The following is a 15,861-nucleotide window of genomic DNA, read 5'->3' as shown; positions in this document are numbered from 1 at the left end:
GTATCCAGGGGTGATGGCCATGGTGCTCCGGTTCCTCTCTCATCCGGAGTGGCTCACAACCAGCCTGACACAGAGGGAGAACGGCTATTCGCCTCGGCTCTGTGACCACAAACGTCCCTCGCCGCCGCAGACGTGCGCCGAAGTGTCAGACAGACGTGCCGACGCCCCGGCGAGTAGAATGCGCACAACGCACTCAATGGGCAGAACGCGCACAGAGAGCACAAGAGCACCGTTCGCAGCCGCGCCCCCTTAGGGTGAGTCTCACATCACATCTGTCTTCGAAGGAGAAGTCCGTGCCAAAGGCGCCACCTGACGAGGACTCCACCGTGGAATCCTCCCATCCCTCCCGACGCATGTTCGGCCGCATCGCCTACGGGGCCATCGCCGTGGCGGCGATCGGAACCGCGACGACCTATTCGGTCAAGGCCGCCTCGGCGAAGGGCGACCTGTCCTCGAACCTCACCCTCATCGCTCCTGCCGGTGCCGGCGGTGGTTGGGACGGCTTCGCCCGCGAGACGCAGCAGGCCATGCGCGTGAACGCTCTGGCGAACAACGCGCAGGTCGTCAACATCCCCGGTGCCGGCGGGACCATCGGGCTCGGCAAGTTCTCGACCATGCACGGCCAGGCCGACACCATTCTGGCGACCGGCACCGCCATGGTCGGCGGCATCGCGCTCAACGAGTCCCCGGTCGGCTTCGATGACACTGCGCTGCTGGCCCGCGTGGCCGAGGACTACGATGTGCTCATCGCCGCTGCGGACGCCCCGTACGACACAGTCGACGATGTCGTCTCCGCCTGGAAGAAGGACCCGAAGAAGTTCGTCTGGACGGGCGGTTCGGCCGGATCTGTCGATCACCTGACCATCGCCCAGCTGGCCCTCCTCGGCGGGATCTCCGCCTCGGACATCACCTACATCCCGAAGTCAGGCGGCGGCGAGGCGATCCAGACCCTGCTGTCGGGGACGACGGATTTCGCCTCCTGCGGCTTCAATGAGGTCTCCGACCAGATCGAAGCCGGCCGGGTCAAGGCCATCGGCGTGGCCGCACCGCAGCGCATCAAGGGATTCGGCGATGTGCCGACCATGTCCGAACAGGGCTATGAGGTGACACTGACGAACTGGCGCGGCTGGCTCGGAGCCCCTGACATCACCGGCGACGAATCCGCGCAGCTGCTCGAGATCCTGCAGAAGACCCGCGACAGCGCGGCGTGGAAGGACGCGCTCGAGCGCAACAAATGGACCGATGTGTGGCTGACCGGTCAGGAGTTCGCCGAGTTCGTCAAGGAAGACACCTCACGAGTGGAGAAGCTGTTGAAGGAGTTGGGACTGTGAGCGCGCAGACGCAGGCGAACACGCACACCCGGACGGGCCACCTCGGCGCCGGCACCTGGTGGCAGGGCCGCTCAGGGCTCGTCGTGCCGCTCATCATGGGTGCGTTCTCGACCTATCTGCTCGTCGGGATCCTCACGATGGAGGTCGCCGAGGATGCCGACAAACCGGGTCCGCAGTTCTTCCCGATGCTCATCATGCTCGTCGGCTACGCGCTGACGATCCTGCTGACGATCGCCTATATCCGCAATCCGGAACCGGTCGACGCCGACGCGGAGCTGCCCGCCGAGGCCGAAGAGGACAAGGCGTTCTCGACTCCGGTCACCTCGGCGGTCGCGGCTTCGCGCCTGTCCCCGCACGAGGAGGACGAACCGGCCGAGGACCGCAGAGCCCTCGCCGAGGCCCGGGCCGCCGATTCGAAGCACCGCACGCACAGCGACTTCGTGTCCCTGGCCTGGGGCGCCGGCGGTTTCGCCGCCTTCGCGCTCATCCTCGAATTCGCCGGCTGGATCATCGCCGCGGCGCTCCTGTTCTGGTGCGTCGCCCGGTCGATGGGCTCGAAGAAGCCGCTGTTCGACCTCACCTTGGCACTGACGTTCTCGTCCCTGGTCTACATCGCCTTCGCAGTGCTGCTGGGGCTCAACCTTCCTTCGGGAATCCTGGGAGGTGGCTTCTGAGATGGATGCTCTTCAGTCCCTCTTCGAGGGCTTCACACATGCTCTGACGCCGATGAACCTGCTCTGGGTCCTCGTCGGCTGCTTCCTCGGCACCGCCGTCGGCGTGCTGCCGGGCCTGGGTTCGTCGATGGCGGTGGCGCTGCTGCTGCCGATGACCTTCGCACTCGATCCGACCGGGGCCTTCATCATGTTCGCCGGCGTCTACTTCGGCGGGCTCTTCGGCGATTCGACGATGGCGATTCTCATGAATACGCCCGGGCAGGCCTCGGCGATCGCCTCGACCTTCGAGGGCCACAAGATGGCCAAGGACGGTCGCGCCCCGCAAGCCCTGGCCACGGCCGCGATCGGCGCGTTCATCGGCGGTTTCATCTCCTGCTTCCTCGTCGTCTTCGTCGCCCCGGCGCTGGCGGATCTGTCGACGAGCTTCGGACCTGCCGAATTCTTCGCCCTCGCGCTCTTCGCCTTCGTCGCCACCTCCTCGGTGGTCGCCGATTCCGTGCTCAAGGGGCTCATGGCCCTCGTGCTCGGCATCGGGTTCTCCGTCATCGGCATCGACTCGGTCTCGGGCACGGAGCGCTTCACCTTCGGCGTGCCCGAGCTCTTCGACGGAGTCTCCCTGGTCACCGTGACCGTAGGCATCCTCGCCCTCGGCGAAGTGTTCTTCATCGCCTCGCGGATCCGGCGGCAGGCCAAGGACAATACGGTCAACTCCTCCGGCAGGCCGTTCCTCTCCCGCAGGGAGGTCGGGGAAGCGCTGCCCGCGTGGCTGCGCGGAACCGCGATCGGCCTGCCCTTCGGAGTCATTCCCGTCGGCGGCGCCGATGTGCCGACTTTCATGGCCTACGGGCTCGAGCGCAAGCTCGACTCACGGCGCAAGGAGCCGCAGTTCGGCAAGGGCGCGATCCGCGGCCTCGCCGCTCCCGAGGCGGCCGGTTCGGCGACGACCGGCATCGCCATGGGTGCGCTGCTGGCGCTTGGCCTGCCGATCTCCGCGACTGCGGCGATCATGCTCGCTGCGTTCCGCCAGTACGGCATCCAGCCCGGTCCGCTGCTCTTCGACCGCTCCCCCGAACTCGTCTGGGGACTTTTGGCGAGCTTCTTCGTCGCCATGGTCGTCCTGCTCATCATCAACCTGCCGTTCGCTCCCCTGTGGGCGAAGCTGCTGAAGATCCCGGACCCGTACCTCTACGGCGGCATCGCGGTCTTCTGCGGTCTGGGCATCTACGCGACCTCGGCGTCGACGTTCGAGCTGCTCGTGCTGCTGGGCATCGCCGTCATCAGCTTCGTGCTCAAACGCTACGGTGTGCCTCTGGCACCGCTGATGATCGGCATGGTGCTCGGTCCCCTGGCGGAGTCGAACCTGCGCGATGCGCTGTTGGCCGCGGGCGGAGACGCCTCGGTACTGGTGTCCTCGCCGATCACGATCGTCCTCTACATCATCCTCATCGGCGCGCTCGTCTACACCGGCGTCGGACGGGTTCTGGCACGCAGGCGGCAGAAGGCGGTCACCGGTTCCGAGCAGGAGACAGCCATGCGCTGAGAGGTCGGGCGGCGCCGGGGTGGGCGGAAGACTCGGAAGACTCCGCCGCGGCATCGCCTCTCAAGCGAGAGCGATGCCCGTCGCGGCGCCTTCGAGTGTGCTGAGCACTCGCGAGGTTCCGCGGCGGAGGTCGACCTCGTGGATGTCGCCCGAGAGATCCGAGACATAGGCACGACCTCGGGCGAGGTCGAGGGCCAGCCCGATCGCTTCGCGGAAATCGGCTGCGAGGACGGTCGGCGCTCCCGCACTCCTTCCGGGGGCCGGCATCAGGGCACGATTGAGCGAATTGCCCTGTGGGCCCGCCCCGCGGTCGGTCCAGTAGAGGACGCCCTCGTCGGAATCGAGTTCGAGGTCGATCGGTTCAGGCAGGCCGCTGAAGATCGTTTCGACATCGGTTCGGCTGGCCGCAGACTCTCCCTCGGGGATCTCGAGCCCCGCGCGCAGGATGCGACCCTTCCCTGCCTTCGAGGGTCCTTTCTGCGTCCAGTAGAGGTGCCCTCCGAGTGGGTCGACGGCGACGCCGACGCACTGTTCCTCCGCCTCAGTCGGGCCCTGCCCCGCAGTGAGGATCAGCGGCGTCACGTTGCTGCCATCGTGCTCACACCGATAGATCGCGCAGCCCTCACGATCGGCCCAGAACAGCTGTCCGTCCGCCGGTTTCCGAATCAGCTGCTTGCCGGTGACGAAGGCACCGCCGCCGACGATTTCCTTCGTCTCACCCGTGATGAGGTCGACGCTGACGAGCGAGCCGTTCGCCTGCTCGAAGGGCGGCTCCTGTCCTGAGCGCGCGGCGCGGTCAGGCTGACCCATCTGAGTGACGAACGCACGGGCGGTCTCGATGTCGACGGCCACTCCGTCGGGAGCATCGGTCAGACCGTTGCTGATCACCGCGAGCTCGCCCGAGCCGCGGTCGATGGCGACCAGCTGCCCGGCCATGACGTCGAGTGCGAAGAGTCGACGGTCGTCACCATCGGGTCCCCGATCTGCGGCCCCGGTCTCGTTCACGACCTGGTGACCCGTCGCTTGGGTGCCGATCTCGGCCATTGTCCCGCCTCTTTCCTCTGATTGACGGTGGAGTGTGTGTGCTCGAGCTGTGCCGGCTGCTGCACTTGTGTCGGCTGCTGCACTTGTGTCGGGTGCTGCACTTGTGTCGGGTGACCGCCGGGTCACTCGCCAGAGGCAGCCGGATCGATCGGATCAGTGAGACCGCGGATGACGGCGATGAGTGTCTCTCGTCGCAACCTCTCTTTGTCCTCGACGAGCGGAGCCTGGAGCACCGCGCCGACGTGGGCGGCGATGACCATCCGAACCCCCTCGGCCTCATCACCTCGAAACCTGCGTCCCGCAGAAGAGAACGCAGCACGCAGGTACGGCGTGATGCCCTTCCGAAACTGCTCGCCATGCTCGTGGAGGGCCGCCACGTTCTCCGGCGAACCGGCGGACCTGATGACGAAGGAGGCGCGCAGCGCGTACCACTCGAATTCGGCTGGGATCACCTTCATGAGTTCGTCCACGACTTCGTCCAGGCTGCCGCCCGTCCGTGCGATCGCAGCTGTTCCGTCTTCGGCGAGCGCTTCGAGGAGTCGCGCGGTATGGCGTTCGTAGACGGCGAAGAAGAGCTCGTCGACGGACGAGAAGTTCGAGTAGTACGCGCCACGGCTGAAGCCTGCCTCGGCGCAGATCTCATCGATTCCGACGGCCAATGTCAGACGCTCCAGGAACAGCCGGTCGGCGGCGTCGATCAGCCGTGTCCGCGTGTTCGAACGCCTGCGTTTGGATCGCTCGACTGTCGCCTTGGTCTCATCCGCAGTCATCGGTCTTCCGTTCCGAGCAAGTTGAGTACATAATGTTTTCAGTACAGATTGTACCGAACTTCGTTTCGGCGGTAAACGCCGAGAAGGTGGAGGAAACCCCATGAGCTATCTCGCCCCTAAGAACATCGCGGAGCGCCCGGTCGTCATCATCGGAGCCGGGACTCTGGGCCGCCGGATCGCGGCCGTGTTCACCAGTGGAGGAGCACAGGTGCGCGTTGTCGACACCAAAGAGGAGCAGCGCCGACAGGCCGTGGACTATGTCAACGAGACCGCCGACGAGCTGCGGACCAAGACACCGCATCCCGACGCCGTCACGATCCGCGAGCTCGAGACCTACGCAGAAGCCGACTCCGAGTCCCTCACCGATGCCTGGCTCGTCATCGAGGCGGTCCCTGAGCGCCTCGACATCAAGCGCCCGCTCTTCGGCACCCTCGACGAACTCGCCCCAGCCGACGCCATCCTTGCCACGAATTCCTCTTCGTACGCTTCCCGCGAAGTGATCGACGAAGTCGAGCACACCGAGCGCGTCCTCAACATGCACTTTGCGATGCCGCCGACTTCGATGGCAGTGGAACTCATGTCGGACGGGGCCACCGATGAGACCATCATCGAGCTGCTCGTCGAGGAACTGCCTCGCTTCGGCATCATGCCTTTCGTTGCGCACAAGGAGAGCACCGGGTTCATCTTCAACCGGATCTGGGCCGCCATCAAGCGCGAGAGTCTCGCTGTGGTCGCCGATGGAGTGAGCACTCCTGAGGATGTCGATGCCATCCTGAAGGTCAACACCGGCGGCGCACTCGAACCGTTCAGGCTCATGGATCAGGTCGGCCTCGACGTCGTGCTCGATATCGAGGAGCACTACGCCGAGGAGAACCCGAACCTGCCGACCGGGCCACGGGAATTGCTCCACAGCTATGTCGATGCCGGCCGCCTCGGCCGCAAATCCGGCCAGGGCTTCTACGACTATTCGGAGTCCAGCGGGTCCTGAGCACGAGACAGCGCCGATGGCTCTGTGCCCCTCGGCCGACCCACCAACGCCGCCCCGGTCTCATCGACTGGGGCGGCTGTCGTCTCCACCCTGCGCCTCGTCACCACTCGCGCCAGGCAGCAGCCGGCCGGCCCCCTTGAGGCCGATGCTCGTGAGCACGGCAGCGATGACGACGAGGACGACAGCGGCACCGGCAGCCCACTGCACGCCGGTTTCGAAGGACGCGACGGCCGCCTCGGCGGTGCGGTGTGCAGCCTGCCCGCCGAGTCCCGCGGTGTGCTCGAGGGCCGAGCCCAAGGTGTCGAACTGGGCCCGGTTCGCATCATCGCCGATCGCGGAGTGCAGCGCGGAACCGAAGACGAAGGTCGAGAGCCCGCCGAGGACGGTGGTGCCCATGACGGAGCCGAATTCGTAGGCGGTCTCCGATATCGCCGACGCGGCTCCGGCCCTGTTCGCGGGAACCGCGGCGAGGATGAGGTCATTCGTCACCACCTCCGCGCCTCCGAGGCCGATGCCGAGGATGAGGAAGGCCACGAGCATTCCGGTCACAGTGTGCTCGGGGGTGAACGCCACGATGCCCATGCCGAGGGCGTTGAGCAGCAGGGCCGCGGGGACGACGACGCGCGGGGCGAATCGGGCGACGATCGGCACAACGAGGTAGCCGGCGACGATCGATGTGACCAGGCCGGGGATGAGCACGAGTGCGGCCTCGACCGGGGAGAGCCCGAGGACGAGCTGGAGCAGCTGGGTGCCGAAGTAGAGGAAACCGGCCAGGCCCATGATGCTCAGCAGGTTCGAGGCCACGGCCGAGGTGAACACCTTGTTGGTGAAGAGCCGGACGTCGAGCATCGGGATCGGCAGGGCCAGCTGGCGCAGCACGAAGCTCGCGCCCGCCCCGAGCGCCACCGACAGGGTCACCCAGAAGAGCATGTCCGGGCCCGCTGCCATCGCGTGCTTGATCGCGAACACCAGGGGCGCCAGTGCCAGCATCGACAGCACGATCGAGGCGGGATCCACACGGCCAGGGCTCGGGTCCCGCGACTCGGGCAGCAGCCAGATGGCCAGCGGGATGAAGGCCGCGATCAGCGGCAGGTTGATGAAGAAGATCGAACCCCAGTGGAAGTGCTCGATGAGGACGCCGCCGAGGATGGGGCCGAGCGCGGCGCCGCCGGAGAACATCGCGGCCCAGGTGGCGATCGCGATCCGTCTGTCCTTGTCGTCGGCGAAGATGTTGCGGATCAGCGAGAGGGTCGAGGGCATGAGCGTAGCGCCGAAGATGCCGAGCAGCGCACGCGCGATGATGAGCATCTCCGGCGAGACGGAGAACGCCGCCAGCAGAGAGGCCGCCCCGAAACCGCACGAGCCGATGACGAGCAGGAGACGACGGCCGAGGCGGTCGCCGAGGCTGCCCATCACCACGAGCAGGCCGGCGAGCATGAGCGCATAGATGTCGACGATCCACAGCAGCTGCGTTCCCGTGGGGTGGAGACCGACGCTGATGGCCGGGATGGCGAACCCCAGGACCGTGTTGTCGACCGAGATCAGCAGCACAGGGATCATGAGCACAGCCAGGCCGGCCCACTCGCGCCGGCCGGCGCGCAGCTGAGGAGCGATTGTCGTCGTCATAACCGCTACTGTACCGTCCGGACGGTACAGTTGAAAAGTGGGAGCGTCGTCCCGAATGCGGTGCTCAGGCAGCGTGCGGGCAGGAGCTGCCGTGCCGTCACGTCGCTTCAGCCGCAAGCGCATCGACTAGGCTCGGGGCCATGGCACGCAATCCGACCGAGACCAAAGAGAAGCTGCTCGACGCGTTCGACGTTCTGCTCGATGAGCATGGAACGGCTGGGGCGACGCTCGACGCCGTGGCGGCGAAGGCCGGAGTCTCCAAGGGCGGCCTCCTCTACCATTTCGGTTCGAAGGCCGAGCTGATCAACGGCAGCCTCAAGCGCCTCGACCAGCTGGTCGCCGAGGACATCGAGGACATGAAAGCCGCAGGAGAGCGTCTCCACTACTACTATCTGGAGACCTCGGCCGAGGTCGGCACGGCGCTCGATCGCAGTCTCATCGCGGCCGGATGCCTCGCCCTGGAGAACGACGATGCCAAGGCCGCGCTGCGTAAGACCCGCGAAGCCTGGTTCGACGTCCTCAACGCCCACCTCGGCGATCCGGATCTCGCGATGACGATCCAGCTCATCGGCGACGGTATGTATTTCAACCAGAACTTCGGCCTCTCCCAGGGCGAAGCGCTCGAACACGTGAAACGAGTGCTCGCGCGCCTGGGGCTGTAGAACCGCAAACGACATCTGGCCCGACACCGAGCATCTGCCCCGATAACAGGCCGCGGCTCACGCGAACCGGACTCAAGGTGGACGAAATGGCTGCTTCTGCTTCACCAGAATCAGCCCATTTCGTCCACCCAGCGTCCCGCTGAAGCTCTGAACTGCCCAGAGCATCAGCTCAGCTCAGCTCAGCTCAGGTGATGGACCTCCTGCAGTCCGTACACCGGAGTCTCGATCCCTTCGTAGCGGGCCTTGAGCTGGAGGGCCAGGTAGAGCGAGTAGTGCCGCGACTGGTGGAGATTGCCGCCCATGAACCACAGGTTCTCCTGCTGGGTGGGCTTCCACATATTGCGCTGCTCGCCCTCCCACGGGCCTGGGTCCTTCGTCGTCTCCGAGCCCAGGCCCCAGCACTTGCCGACCTTGTCCGCAGTCTCCTGGTCGACGAGGTCGGCGACCCAGCCGTTCATCGACCCGTACCCGGTGGCGTAGACGATGAGGTCGGCCGGCAGCTCGGTCCCGTCGTCGAGCACCACGGCGTCCTCGGTCAGGTGGTCTACCTGTCCCTTCGCCAGCTTGACCTTCCCATCTGCGACGAGTTCGGCCGATCCGACGTCGATGTAGTAGCCCGAGCCGCGACGCAGGTACTTGAGGAACAGACCGGACTCGTCGTCTCCGAAGTCGAGGTCGAAACCGGCATCCTCCATCCGCTGGTAGAAGTCCTTGTCGCGTTCCTTCATCTGGTCATAGAGCGGTATCTGGAACTCGTGCATGATCCGATAGGGCAGGGAAGCGAAGATGAGGTCCGCTTTCTCCGTCGTCACTCCGTTCGCCAGAGCCCGCTCCGAGTAGAGGTCGCCGAGGCCGATCTCCATGAGCGAATCGCTCTTGACGATGTGCGTGCTCGATCGCTGCACCATCGTGACATCGGCATCGTTCTCGTACAGTGCTCCGCAGATGTCGAAGGCCGAATTGTTGCTGCCGATGACGACGACCTTCTTCCCCGCGTAGGCGTCGGGGCCGGGATGCTGAGATGAATGCTGCTGCTCACCTTTGAACACGTCCGCGCCCGGGAATGTCGGAATGTTCGGTTTGCCCGACATCCCCGTGGCCATCACCAGATGAGTCGGCCGCAGCGTAACCGCCTCGCCGTCACGGTCGACGTCCACGGTCCACTGGCCCGTCTCGTCGTCGTAGGTCGCCGAGGTGGCCGTCGTCGACGACCAGTAGGGAATCTCCATCACCTTCGTGTAGAACTCCAACCAGTCCGCGATCTTGTCCTTGGGTGCGAACACCGGCCAGTTGTCGGGGAACTTGAGATAGGGCAGGTGATCGTACCAGACAGGGTCGTGCAGGCACAGCGACTTGTACCGCGAGCGCCACTGATCCCCGGGCCTCTCCCACCGATCGACGACGAGGGCGGGCACCCCGAGCTGACGCAGGCGAGCGCCGAGGGCGATCCCGCCCTGTCCCCCACCGACGACGAGGATGTAGGGATCGGCGGTCCTGCCCCAGGCCGCGTCCTCCTCGGCGAGTCGCTCCGACCAGCTCTTCCGCTCGGGATCGACGCCGTGCACCGCACCCTTGGGACGCCGCGTCCCCCGTGGCTCCTCATGGCCGGTGAGCTCCTGCAGCGCGGTGAGCACGGTCCAGGCCTTGGTGCCGTCCTCGTCGATGAGCCGGACGAGCCCCTTCCCCCGCCCCACCGAGGTGGTGAAGGTGAACCATGCTTCGGTCACTCCGTCCGCGGTGGCGGCGGGTTCGCTGAGTTCGAATTCGGCAGGAGAGACCCGATCGAGGTTGTGGGTCAGCAGATCGGCGACGCCGTCGGGATTCTCGACCGTCTTGAGGTTCCAGGTGAAGGACACCAGGTCCCGCCAATAGCTGGCGGCGGCGAACATCCCGGCCGCGGCCGGGATATCACGGCGGCTGAGCGCGGACTCGAAATCCTGCAGCCACCTCGTGGCGATGTCGTCGGCGGTCAGCTGCGGTCGTTCGATCGTCGTGGTCATCTCATTCCTCCTCATTGAGTTCGGTGAGTCCAAGCTATGCCGAGAGCACGTGCGCGGGAAGAGTTGCATCGAGTTGCATGAGGCGGATGAGCACTGTGAGGTGCGGCCGCATCGTCTGAGCCGATTCCATGGTCAGGGACTGCGTCTCTGCCTATACTCGTCTCATGCCTCAGCCGGACCTGGCGCATCTCGCCAGAGATCTGACACGCATTCACGATGCTGTGATCACCGGGGCCCCGCCGCCGGTGCAACCGCGCGCGCTCGTCAGGCGCTCGTGGGAGAGAATGCTGCGCTTGGGCCTCGACCCCGCCGGGGCCAACCGCCGAGTCGTTGATGATGATGCGAAGATCGAGTCCCGCCGACAGCGTTCGAAGCTGCGGCTGGTCGTCGAAGAGATGAAGTCCGTTCTGCTGAGAGCCCCCGACGCCGCGCCCTACATCCTCGTCGTCACCGATGCCGAGGGCGTCATCCTGTGGCGTGACGGTGCCGCCTCTGCTCGCCGTCAGGCCGATGATCTCGGCTTCGTCGAGGGGGCGCACTGGTCCGAGTCGGTGGTCGGCACGAACGCCATCGGCACTGCCCTGACCGAGGAATCTTCCGTCCAGCTGTTCTCCGCCGAGCACTTCGAGTCCACCCAGCACCCGTGGTACTGCAGCGCCGTGCCGGTGCATGATCCGCACGACGGAACCCTCTTGGGCGTCGTCGATATCAGCGGGCCGGCGCTCACCCTCCACCCGGCGGTGCGGTCACTGGTCACGACTGCGGTGCGGCTGGCCGAGGCGCGGTTGATGATCGTCCAGCAGGAGCAGCTGAACAGCCTGCGCGACCGCATGTCCGCCATGCTCGCCGGCACACCGGGTCCCGCGTTGGTCGTCGACGAAGAGGGCTGGGTCGCCTATCAGCAGGGGGTCCGCAGCCGCGACCGCATCGAAGCGCCCGCGGCCGACCGCTCGATCCTCATCCCCGGTGCGGGGCTGTGCCTGCCGGAGAAGATCACCGGCGGCTGGCTGCTGCGCCCCTCGGGCACCGAGGCTGATCGGCCGGTCCTGGTCACGCTCAGGCTCTCGGCTCACCCAGCCGTACTCGAGATCGACTCGGACACCGAGCCGCTGACGATCCCGCTCACTCCTCGCAGGGCGCAGGTCCTCGCCGCGATCACCGAGGCCGGGGCGGCGGGCATCAGCACCTCCCAGCTCAGCCGCAAGCTCTACGGCGACGCCGATCATCTGGTGACCGTACGTGCCGAGATCTCGCGTCTGCGCCGTTCGGTCGGCGCCCTCCTCGCCACTCAGCCGTATCGTTGGGCCGAAGGAGTGCTCGCGCGGTTCGACGGTCCCGACTCCGCCTCGAGCGGGTCCTGCTGATCAGGGCTGATCGGTTCGATCAGGACTGGGAGTTCGCACCCCACACGAGAGCGGCGAACTCGCCCCGGACTCTCAGTTCGAAATCCTCGGTGAGCACTCGAGCGAAATCCGCGGCATCTGTGATCGTCCGTTCCCGACGCTCGGGCACCGCACCGCTGCGGACGTACCGCAGCTGTTGCCCCTCCACGGTCAGCTTTCCGCTATCGGGCAGAGACCGAGCGAGAACCGGTGGACCTGTGAAACGGGTTCCCGGTTTCGTCGAGGTGTACCAGTTCGAGACCTCGATGTCGGAACGCTGTCGCGCGACGTCGGCGAAGGCGTAGTCGTTGCGGAACTCCTGCTCGCCAGTGGTCCGCGACTGGAGAACCCATTCGCTTTCGGCGCGCATCGCGGGCTCGAGCGCCGATTCTGCCGGGACGATGCGATACTCTCCGCGCACGGTCGCCCGTACACCCCCGGACAACGGGAGCGCGCATTCGGGCGTCCCACCGCCGAAGCCCGGATCGACGAGGTACCGCTGAGAGCCGAGGGCGACGATCGTCGCTTGGTGGGTCAACCCTGCGGGCTCGACGCGTCCGGCCCCGAGGTGGACGCGTGCCAGCACCGGATAGACGGCAAGCCCCAGCTCCGCGAGGATCCCCCGGAAGAGGACCGCATGTTCGTGGCAGTACCCGCCGCGACGATTCCTGAGGAGTTTGTCAGCGACCTCGTCGAGTGAGACGGAGACGGCTCGGACTTCGCCGCGAGCACGCGCAGCCAAGACATCGAGATTCTCGAAGCAGATCGCGTGGATGTGCGCGCGGAGCAGATCGTCGAGGAGTTCGACGACCTGTCCCGAGGCACCTCCGGCCCGCTGGCGCAGCTCGGGCACGGAGGCCTCAAGACCGAGCCGTTCGATATATCGTTCCAGCAGCGAGGACGCCATGGTCGTCGTCATCGAGTGGTCTCCTCTCGTGCTCCGCAGAGTCGGCACATCAGTTTCCGGCTCTCAGCCTAGTCCGCGAAAACCGTGTGGGCCCCGGTCACTCCTCGCCCGCGCCCCGGTACGTTCCGATGCACCAGAGCACTCCCTCGGGGTCCTGCACACAGAAGTCGAGTGAGCCGTAGTCCTGCTCGGTCAGGCCCATGACTTCGGTGGCCCCGGCACTGATCGCACGATGGTAGAGCTCCTCGACGTTGCTTGCCGCAACGTAGACCGAGCCGGAGGCGACACCGGTCTTCGTCATCACACCCCCGTCGTCGCGGGCCGAGCCGAGCATGATGCCTCCGCCTTCGGGCCAGGCCAGTTCGGCATGGTCGACCCGCTGCGGGTCGTCGGCGTTCGCGTACTCGACCACGACCTCGAATCCGAAGGCCTCCCGCAGGAAGGCGATTGCACCCTTCGCATCCCGATAGCGGAAGGTCGGCCAGATGTTCGCTGCGGTTCCATTCGACATGTCAGCTCCTAGAATTCGCTCGTCATCGGACAGCCGTCTGCTGTCCCGTGCTTCCATCATGGATCGACCGCCTCGGCGAGGTCTTGGACAAATGGGAACTGCGGAAAATCATGCCCGGCAGCCGATCTATCGGTTCGTCCCCGGAACGTCACTGCGGAACTTGCGCACGACAGGGTCCTCTTTCAGCCACTGTCGCGGGCTCGTGCCGGTCAGTGACTTGAAATCACGGTTGAGATGGGACTGGTCGGCATAGCCGCACACTGCCGCGATCTCGGCCAGCGAAGCTCCGCCGGTGTCGATCATTCTCCTGGCTCGGTCGAAGCGCATGACCCGCGCCGTATCCTTGACCCCGATGCCGAATTCCGCGCGGAACCGGCCGTTGAGATGTCGCCGGCTCCACCCGATCCGGTCGGCGAGGAGTGCGACCGGAACCTGTCCGTGACAGTCCGCGATGTGCTTCCAGGACTCAACCATTTCCGCGCGCGGTCGTGCTTCCTCGTCGACGGCGCGCAGGAGCACCTCGTCGATGACGTCGAAACGGGCCGCCCAAGTCATTGCGGAGTTGACTCGCTCGTGGAGCTCGGCGGCGATGGGCGCTGAGATGTCGCCGAGCTCGGCGCTGCGGTGGGCGAACTCGACCGCCGGGGCATCGAAGAGGATCCGCGGGGCGAAAGGGGTGAAGTTGATCTGGATGCCGGTCATTGCCCCGTTGTGCCGGATGTGCGTCGCTCGGAGGTGAAGCCCGGCCAGCAGGACATCGAAGTCCTCGACCGCCCCGGTCTCCGGGTCCCACTGCCGCAGCGGCTCTTCGATCGAGACGATGAACGTCATCGCGCCCGATGGCAGACCCAGGTGCGTCCCTGCGGGGACGCCCGAGATGTCGTAGCCGACGTAGTCACCGACATAGGGCCGCAGACGCGGGTGCGGGCTGCGGATGAGTTCGTCGACAGGTGCCGCAGTCATGCACACAGTGTAATCCCACAGCTGAGCGGCCGGCCGGACGGTTCTCAGCCGCGCACCAGCACCTCGCGGGTGTGGGCACTCCGGGCACGGACGTGGCGGTCCTGGCTGGCGAATGCGCCGCTGACCAGCTGGAGGACGAGCAGGGCGAGGAGTGCGATCAACGGTGCGGTCCATGAACCGGTGACCGTGTGCAGCCATCCCAGGCCGAGGGGTCCGAGACCGGCGAAGAGATAGCCGAAGCCCTGCGCCATGGTCGAGACATGACCGGTGTGGTGAGCGTCCGGGGACCGCCACACGATGTAGGACAGCGACAGGCTGATCGCCGCGCCCTGCCCCATCCCGAGCAGTGTCATCCACACATAGGCTCCCGCCACGGGCGCGACCAGCAGACCGGCGAACCCGGCACCGACGAGAACTGAGGCGGCGGCCACGCCGATCCATCGAGGCCGCAGCCGCTGAGCGATCGATGGGGTGAAGAGGCAGGTGAGGATCGCTGGGAAGGCGGAGAAGGAGAGCATCCACCCGGCCCGGTCGGCGGCCATGCCGCTGTCCTGGAAGATCGCAGGCACCCAGGTCAACGCCGCGTAGTAGCTCATCGACTGCAGCCCCATGAAGCCGGTGACCGCCCAGGCGATGGGTTCGGTGAGGATCGAGCGGAAGGACGGTTCCCCGATCTCGCTGGGCGAGTCCGCCCTCGCGCCCGAGCCCGCGACTGCGCCCGCGCCCGAGAAGCTCGCCGGGCGCCGCAGCATCTGCGGAATCCACAGCAGTGCGGCCAGAACAGCCGGGACCGCCCAGATGCCGAGCGCCCAACGCCAGGATCCGCCGACGGCCGACATGATCGGCACCGTCAGTCCGGAGGCGAGCGCCGCGCCGAGGAACAGCGCCGTCGAGTACAGCCCCATCATCAGACCGGCACGATGCGAGAAGTCGCTCTTGATCGCCGTCGGCAGCAGCACATTGCCGACAGCGATGGCCGCGCCGACGAGCACCGTGCCGGAGAAGAGCGCGAGCAGACTCGGCTGCAGTCGCAGGGCGATGCCGGCGGCGAGGACGATCATGAGGATCCCGAGCACCCGGTGCATGCCGAACCGACGCGTGAGACCCGGAGTGAGGAACGCGAACGCACCGAACGCGAAGACCGGGATCGTCGTCAGCAGACTGCCGACCGTGGCGCTGAGACGGAGATCGTCGAGGATGTCCCCGAGGACCGGTCCCACCGAGGCGACCCCGATGCGCAGGTTGAGCCCGATGAGGATGAGCCCGGCCCCGAGGACCAGCAGACCGAGCCGACTCCTATCGCCGCCAGGTGCCGTCCGCCGAGGCGGTGCGACGAGGACGCTGCCCTCCTCGGTGCGGGAGGGTTCCGGGTCGGTGTTCGGGTCGAGTCTCTTCATTGCATCCTTTTCGTTCTGTCCGGTCCTTCGGTACTCCCCCATTCAAACGGGCCCCGCCTCGGCGGG

14 protein-coding genes are annotated in these 15,861 nt (G+C 66.3%); 6 read left to right on the top strand and 8 right to left on the bottom strand.

The window, feature by feature from the left end:
• Positions 1-293 precede the first annotated feature (293 nt).
• From IIE29_RS15555 to IIE29_RS15545, 3 genes are read left to right on the top strand one after another with little or no spacing between them, the layout of a single operon-like run.
• Entirely contained in the window at positions 294-1,331 is a 1,038-nt protein-coding gene (locus IIE29_RS15555; RefSeq protein WP_343071932.1) for a Bug family tripartite tricarboxylate transporter substrate binding protein, read from the top strand.
• A complete protein-coding gene (locus tag IIE29_RS15550) occupies positions 1,328-2,005 on the top strand; it encodes a tripartite tricarboxylate transporter TctB family protein (RefSeq protein ID WP_343071931.1) in 678 nt (225 codons plus the stop codon). The genes IIE29_RS15555 and IIE29_RS15550 overlap by 4 nt, the downstream gene beginning before the upstream one ends.
• Before the next feature lies 1 nt (position 2,006).
• Positions 2,007-3,545, top strand: coding sequence for a tripartite tricarboxylate transporter permease (locus tag IIE29_RS15545; RefSeq protein WP_209326214.1), 1,539 nt, complete (start codon positions 2,007-2,009; stop codon positions 3,543-3,545).
• Between the two features lie 60 nt (positions 3,546-3,605).
• Here IIE29_RS15545 and IIE29_RS15540 read toward each other — a convergent pair whose 3' ends face one another.
• Positions 3,606-4,589, bottom strand: coding sequence for a YncE family protein (locus IIE29_RS15540; protein ID WP_209326213.1), 984 nt, complete (start codon positions 4,587-4,589; stop codon positions 3,606-3,608).
• Between the two features lie 122 nt (positions 4,590-4,711).
• Positions 4,712-5,359, bottom strand: a complete 648-nt coding sequence (locus IIE29_RS15535) for a TetR/AcrR family transcriptional regulator (protein ID WP_209326212.1) — start codon at positions 5,357-5,359, stop codon at positions 4,712-4,714.
• Positions 5,360-5,459: 100 nt separating this feature from the next.
• On the opposite strand from IIE29_RS15535, the gene IIE29_RS15530 reads away from it, so the two are divergent.
• Positions 5,460-6,347: a 3-hydroxyacyl-CoA dehydrogenase family protein gene (locus IIE29_RS15530; protein ID WP_209326211.1), complete on the top strand. Its 888-nt coding sequence runs from the start codon at positions 5,460-5,462 to the stop codon at positions 6,345-6,347.
• A gap of 60 nt (positions 6,348-6,407) precedes the next feature.
• On the opposite strand, the gene IIE29_RS15525 is transcribed toward IIE29_RS15530, so the two are convergent.
• The gene (locus IIE29_RS15525) at positions 6,408-7,973 is read right to left on the bottom strand and encodes an MFS transporter (RefSeq protein ID WP_209326210.1); all 1,566 of its coding nucleotides are present in this window, start codon (positions 7,971-7,973) and stop codon (positions 6,408-6,410) included.
• Between the two features lie 140 nt (positions 7,974-8,113).
• Here IIE29_RS15525 and IIE29_RS15520 point away from each other — a divergent pair, with 140 nt between their 5' ends.
• Positions 8,114-8,635, top strand: a complete 522-nt coding sequence (locus IIE29_RS15520; RefSeq protein WP_209326209.1) for a TetR/AcrR family transcriptional regulator — start codon at positions 8,114-8,116, stop codon at positions 8,633-8,635.
• Between the two features lie 179 nt (positions 8,636-8,814).
• On the opposite strand, the gene IIE29_RS15515 is transcribed toward IIE29_RS15520, so the two are convergent.
• On the bottom strand, positions 8,815-10,635 hold the full coding sequence (locus tag IIE29_RS15515) for a flavin-containing monooxygenase (RefSeq protein WP_209326208.1): 1,821 nt from the start codon (positions 10,633-10,635) through the stop codon (positions 8,815-8,817).
• Positions 10,636-10,799: 164 nt separating this feature from the next.
• Between IIE29_RS15515 and IIE29_RS15510 the strand changes: the two genes are divergently transcribed.
• Positions 10,800-11,999, top strand: a complete 1,200-nt coding sequence (locus tag IIE29_RS15510; RefSeq protein WP_246475991.1) for a GAF domain-containing protein — start codon at positions 10,800-10,802, stop codon at positions 11,997-11,999.
• Positions 12,000-12,018: 19 nt separating this feature from the next.
• On the opposite strand, the gene IIE29_RS15505 is transcribed toward IIE29_RS15510, so the two are convergent.
• From IIE29_RS15505 to IIE29_RS15490, 4 genes are all read right to left on the bottom strand, one after another.
• Complete coding sequence (locus tag IIE29_RS15505; RefSeq protein ID WP_209326206.1) at positions 12,019-12,936, bottom strand: arylamine N-acetyltransferase family protein; 918 nt, start codon at positions 12,934-12,936, stop codon at positions 12,019-12,021.
• 85 nt (positions 12,937-13,021) lie between these two features.
• On the bottom strand, positions 13,022-13,435 hold the full coding sequence (locus tag IIE29_RS15500) for a VOC family protein (RefSeq protein WP_209326205.1): 414 nt from the start codon (positions 13,433-13,435) through the stop codon (positions 13,022-13,024).
• A gap of 126 nt (positions 13,436-13,561) precedes the next feature.
• Complete coding sequence (locus IIE29_RS15495; RefSeq protein WP_209326204.1) at positions 13,562-14,398, bottom strand: helix-turn-helix domain-containing protein; 837 nt, start codon at positions 14,396-14,398, stop codon at positions 13,562-13,564.
• 44 nt (positions 14,399-14,442) lie between these two features.
• A complete protein-coding gene (locus IIE29_RS15490; protein WP_209326203.1) occupies positions 14,443-15,795 on the bottom strand; it encodes a CynX/NimT family MFS transporter in 1,353 nt (450 codons plus the stop codon).
• Positions 15,796-15,861: the final 66 nt, after the last annotated feature.

It is taken from the genome of Brevibacterium renqingii (genome assembly GCF_017808095.1).
Lineage (GTDB): Bacteria > Actinomycetota > Actinomycetes > Actinomycetales > Brevibacteriaceae > Brevibacterium > Brevibacterium renqingii.
The sequence above is the reverse complement of the archived record's forward strand: the minus strand, read 5'-3'. Positions and strand labels throughout refer to the sequence as shown.

Coding starts and splice junctions, on each gene's coding strand:
- IIE29_RS15545 (WP_209326214.1), top strand. CDS start 2,007: ATGGATGCTCTTCAGTCCCTCTTCGAGGGCTTCACACATGCTCTGACG.
- IIE29_RS15540 (WP_209326213.1), bottom strand. CDS start 4,589: ATGGCCGAGATCGGCACCCAAGCGACGGGTCACCAGGTCGTGAACGAG.
- IIE29_RS15535 (WP_209326212.1), bottom strand. CDS start 5,359: ATGACTGCGGATGAGACCAAGGCGACAGTCGAGCGATCCAAACGCAGG.
- IIE29_RS15530 (WP_209326211.1), top strand. CDS start 5,460: ATGAGCTATCTCGCCCCTAAGAACATCGCGGAGCGCCCGGTCGTCATC.
- IIE29_RS15525 (WP_209326210.1), bottom strand. CDS start 7,973: ATGACGACGACAATCGCTCCTCAGCTGCGCGCCGGCCGGCGCGAGTGG.
- IIE29_RS15520 (WP_209326209.1), top strand. CDS start 8,114: ATGGCACGCAATCCGACCGAGACCAAAGAGAAGCTGCTCGACGCGTTC.
- IIE29_RS15515 (WP_209326208.1), bottom strand. CDS start 10,635: ATGACCACGACGATCGAACGACCGCAGCTGACCGCCGACGACATCGCC.
- IIE29_RS15510 (WP_246475991.1), top strand. CDS start 10,800: ATGCCTCAGCCGGACCTGGCGCATCTCGCCAGAGATCTGACACGCATT.
- IIE29_RS15505 (WP_209326206.1), bottom strand. CDS start 12,936: ATGACGACGACCATGGCGTCCTCGCTGCTGGAACGATATATCGAACGG.
- IIE29_RS15500 (WP_209326205.1), bottom strand. CDS start 13,435: ATGTCGAATGGAACCGCAGCGAACATCTGGCCGACCTTCCGCTATCGG.
- IIE29_RS15495 (WP_209326204.1), bottom strand. CDS start 14,398: ATGACTGCGGCACCTGTCGACGAACTCATCCGCAGCCCGCACCCGCGT.
- IIE29_RS15490 (WP_209326203.1), bottom strand. CDS start 15,795: ATGAAGAGACTCGACCCGAACACCGACCCGGAACCCTCCCGCACCGAG.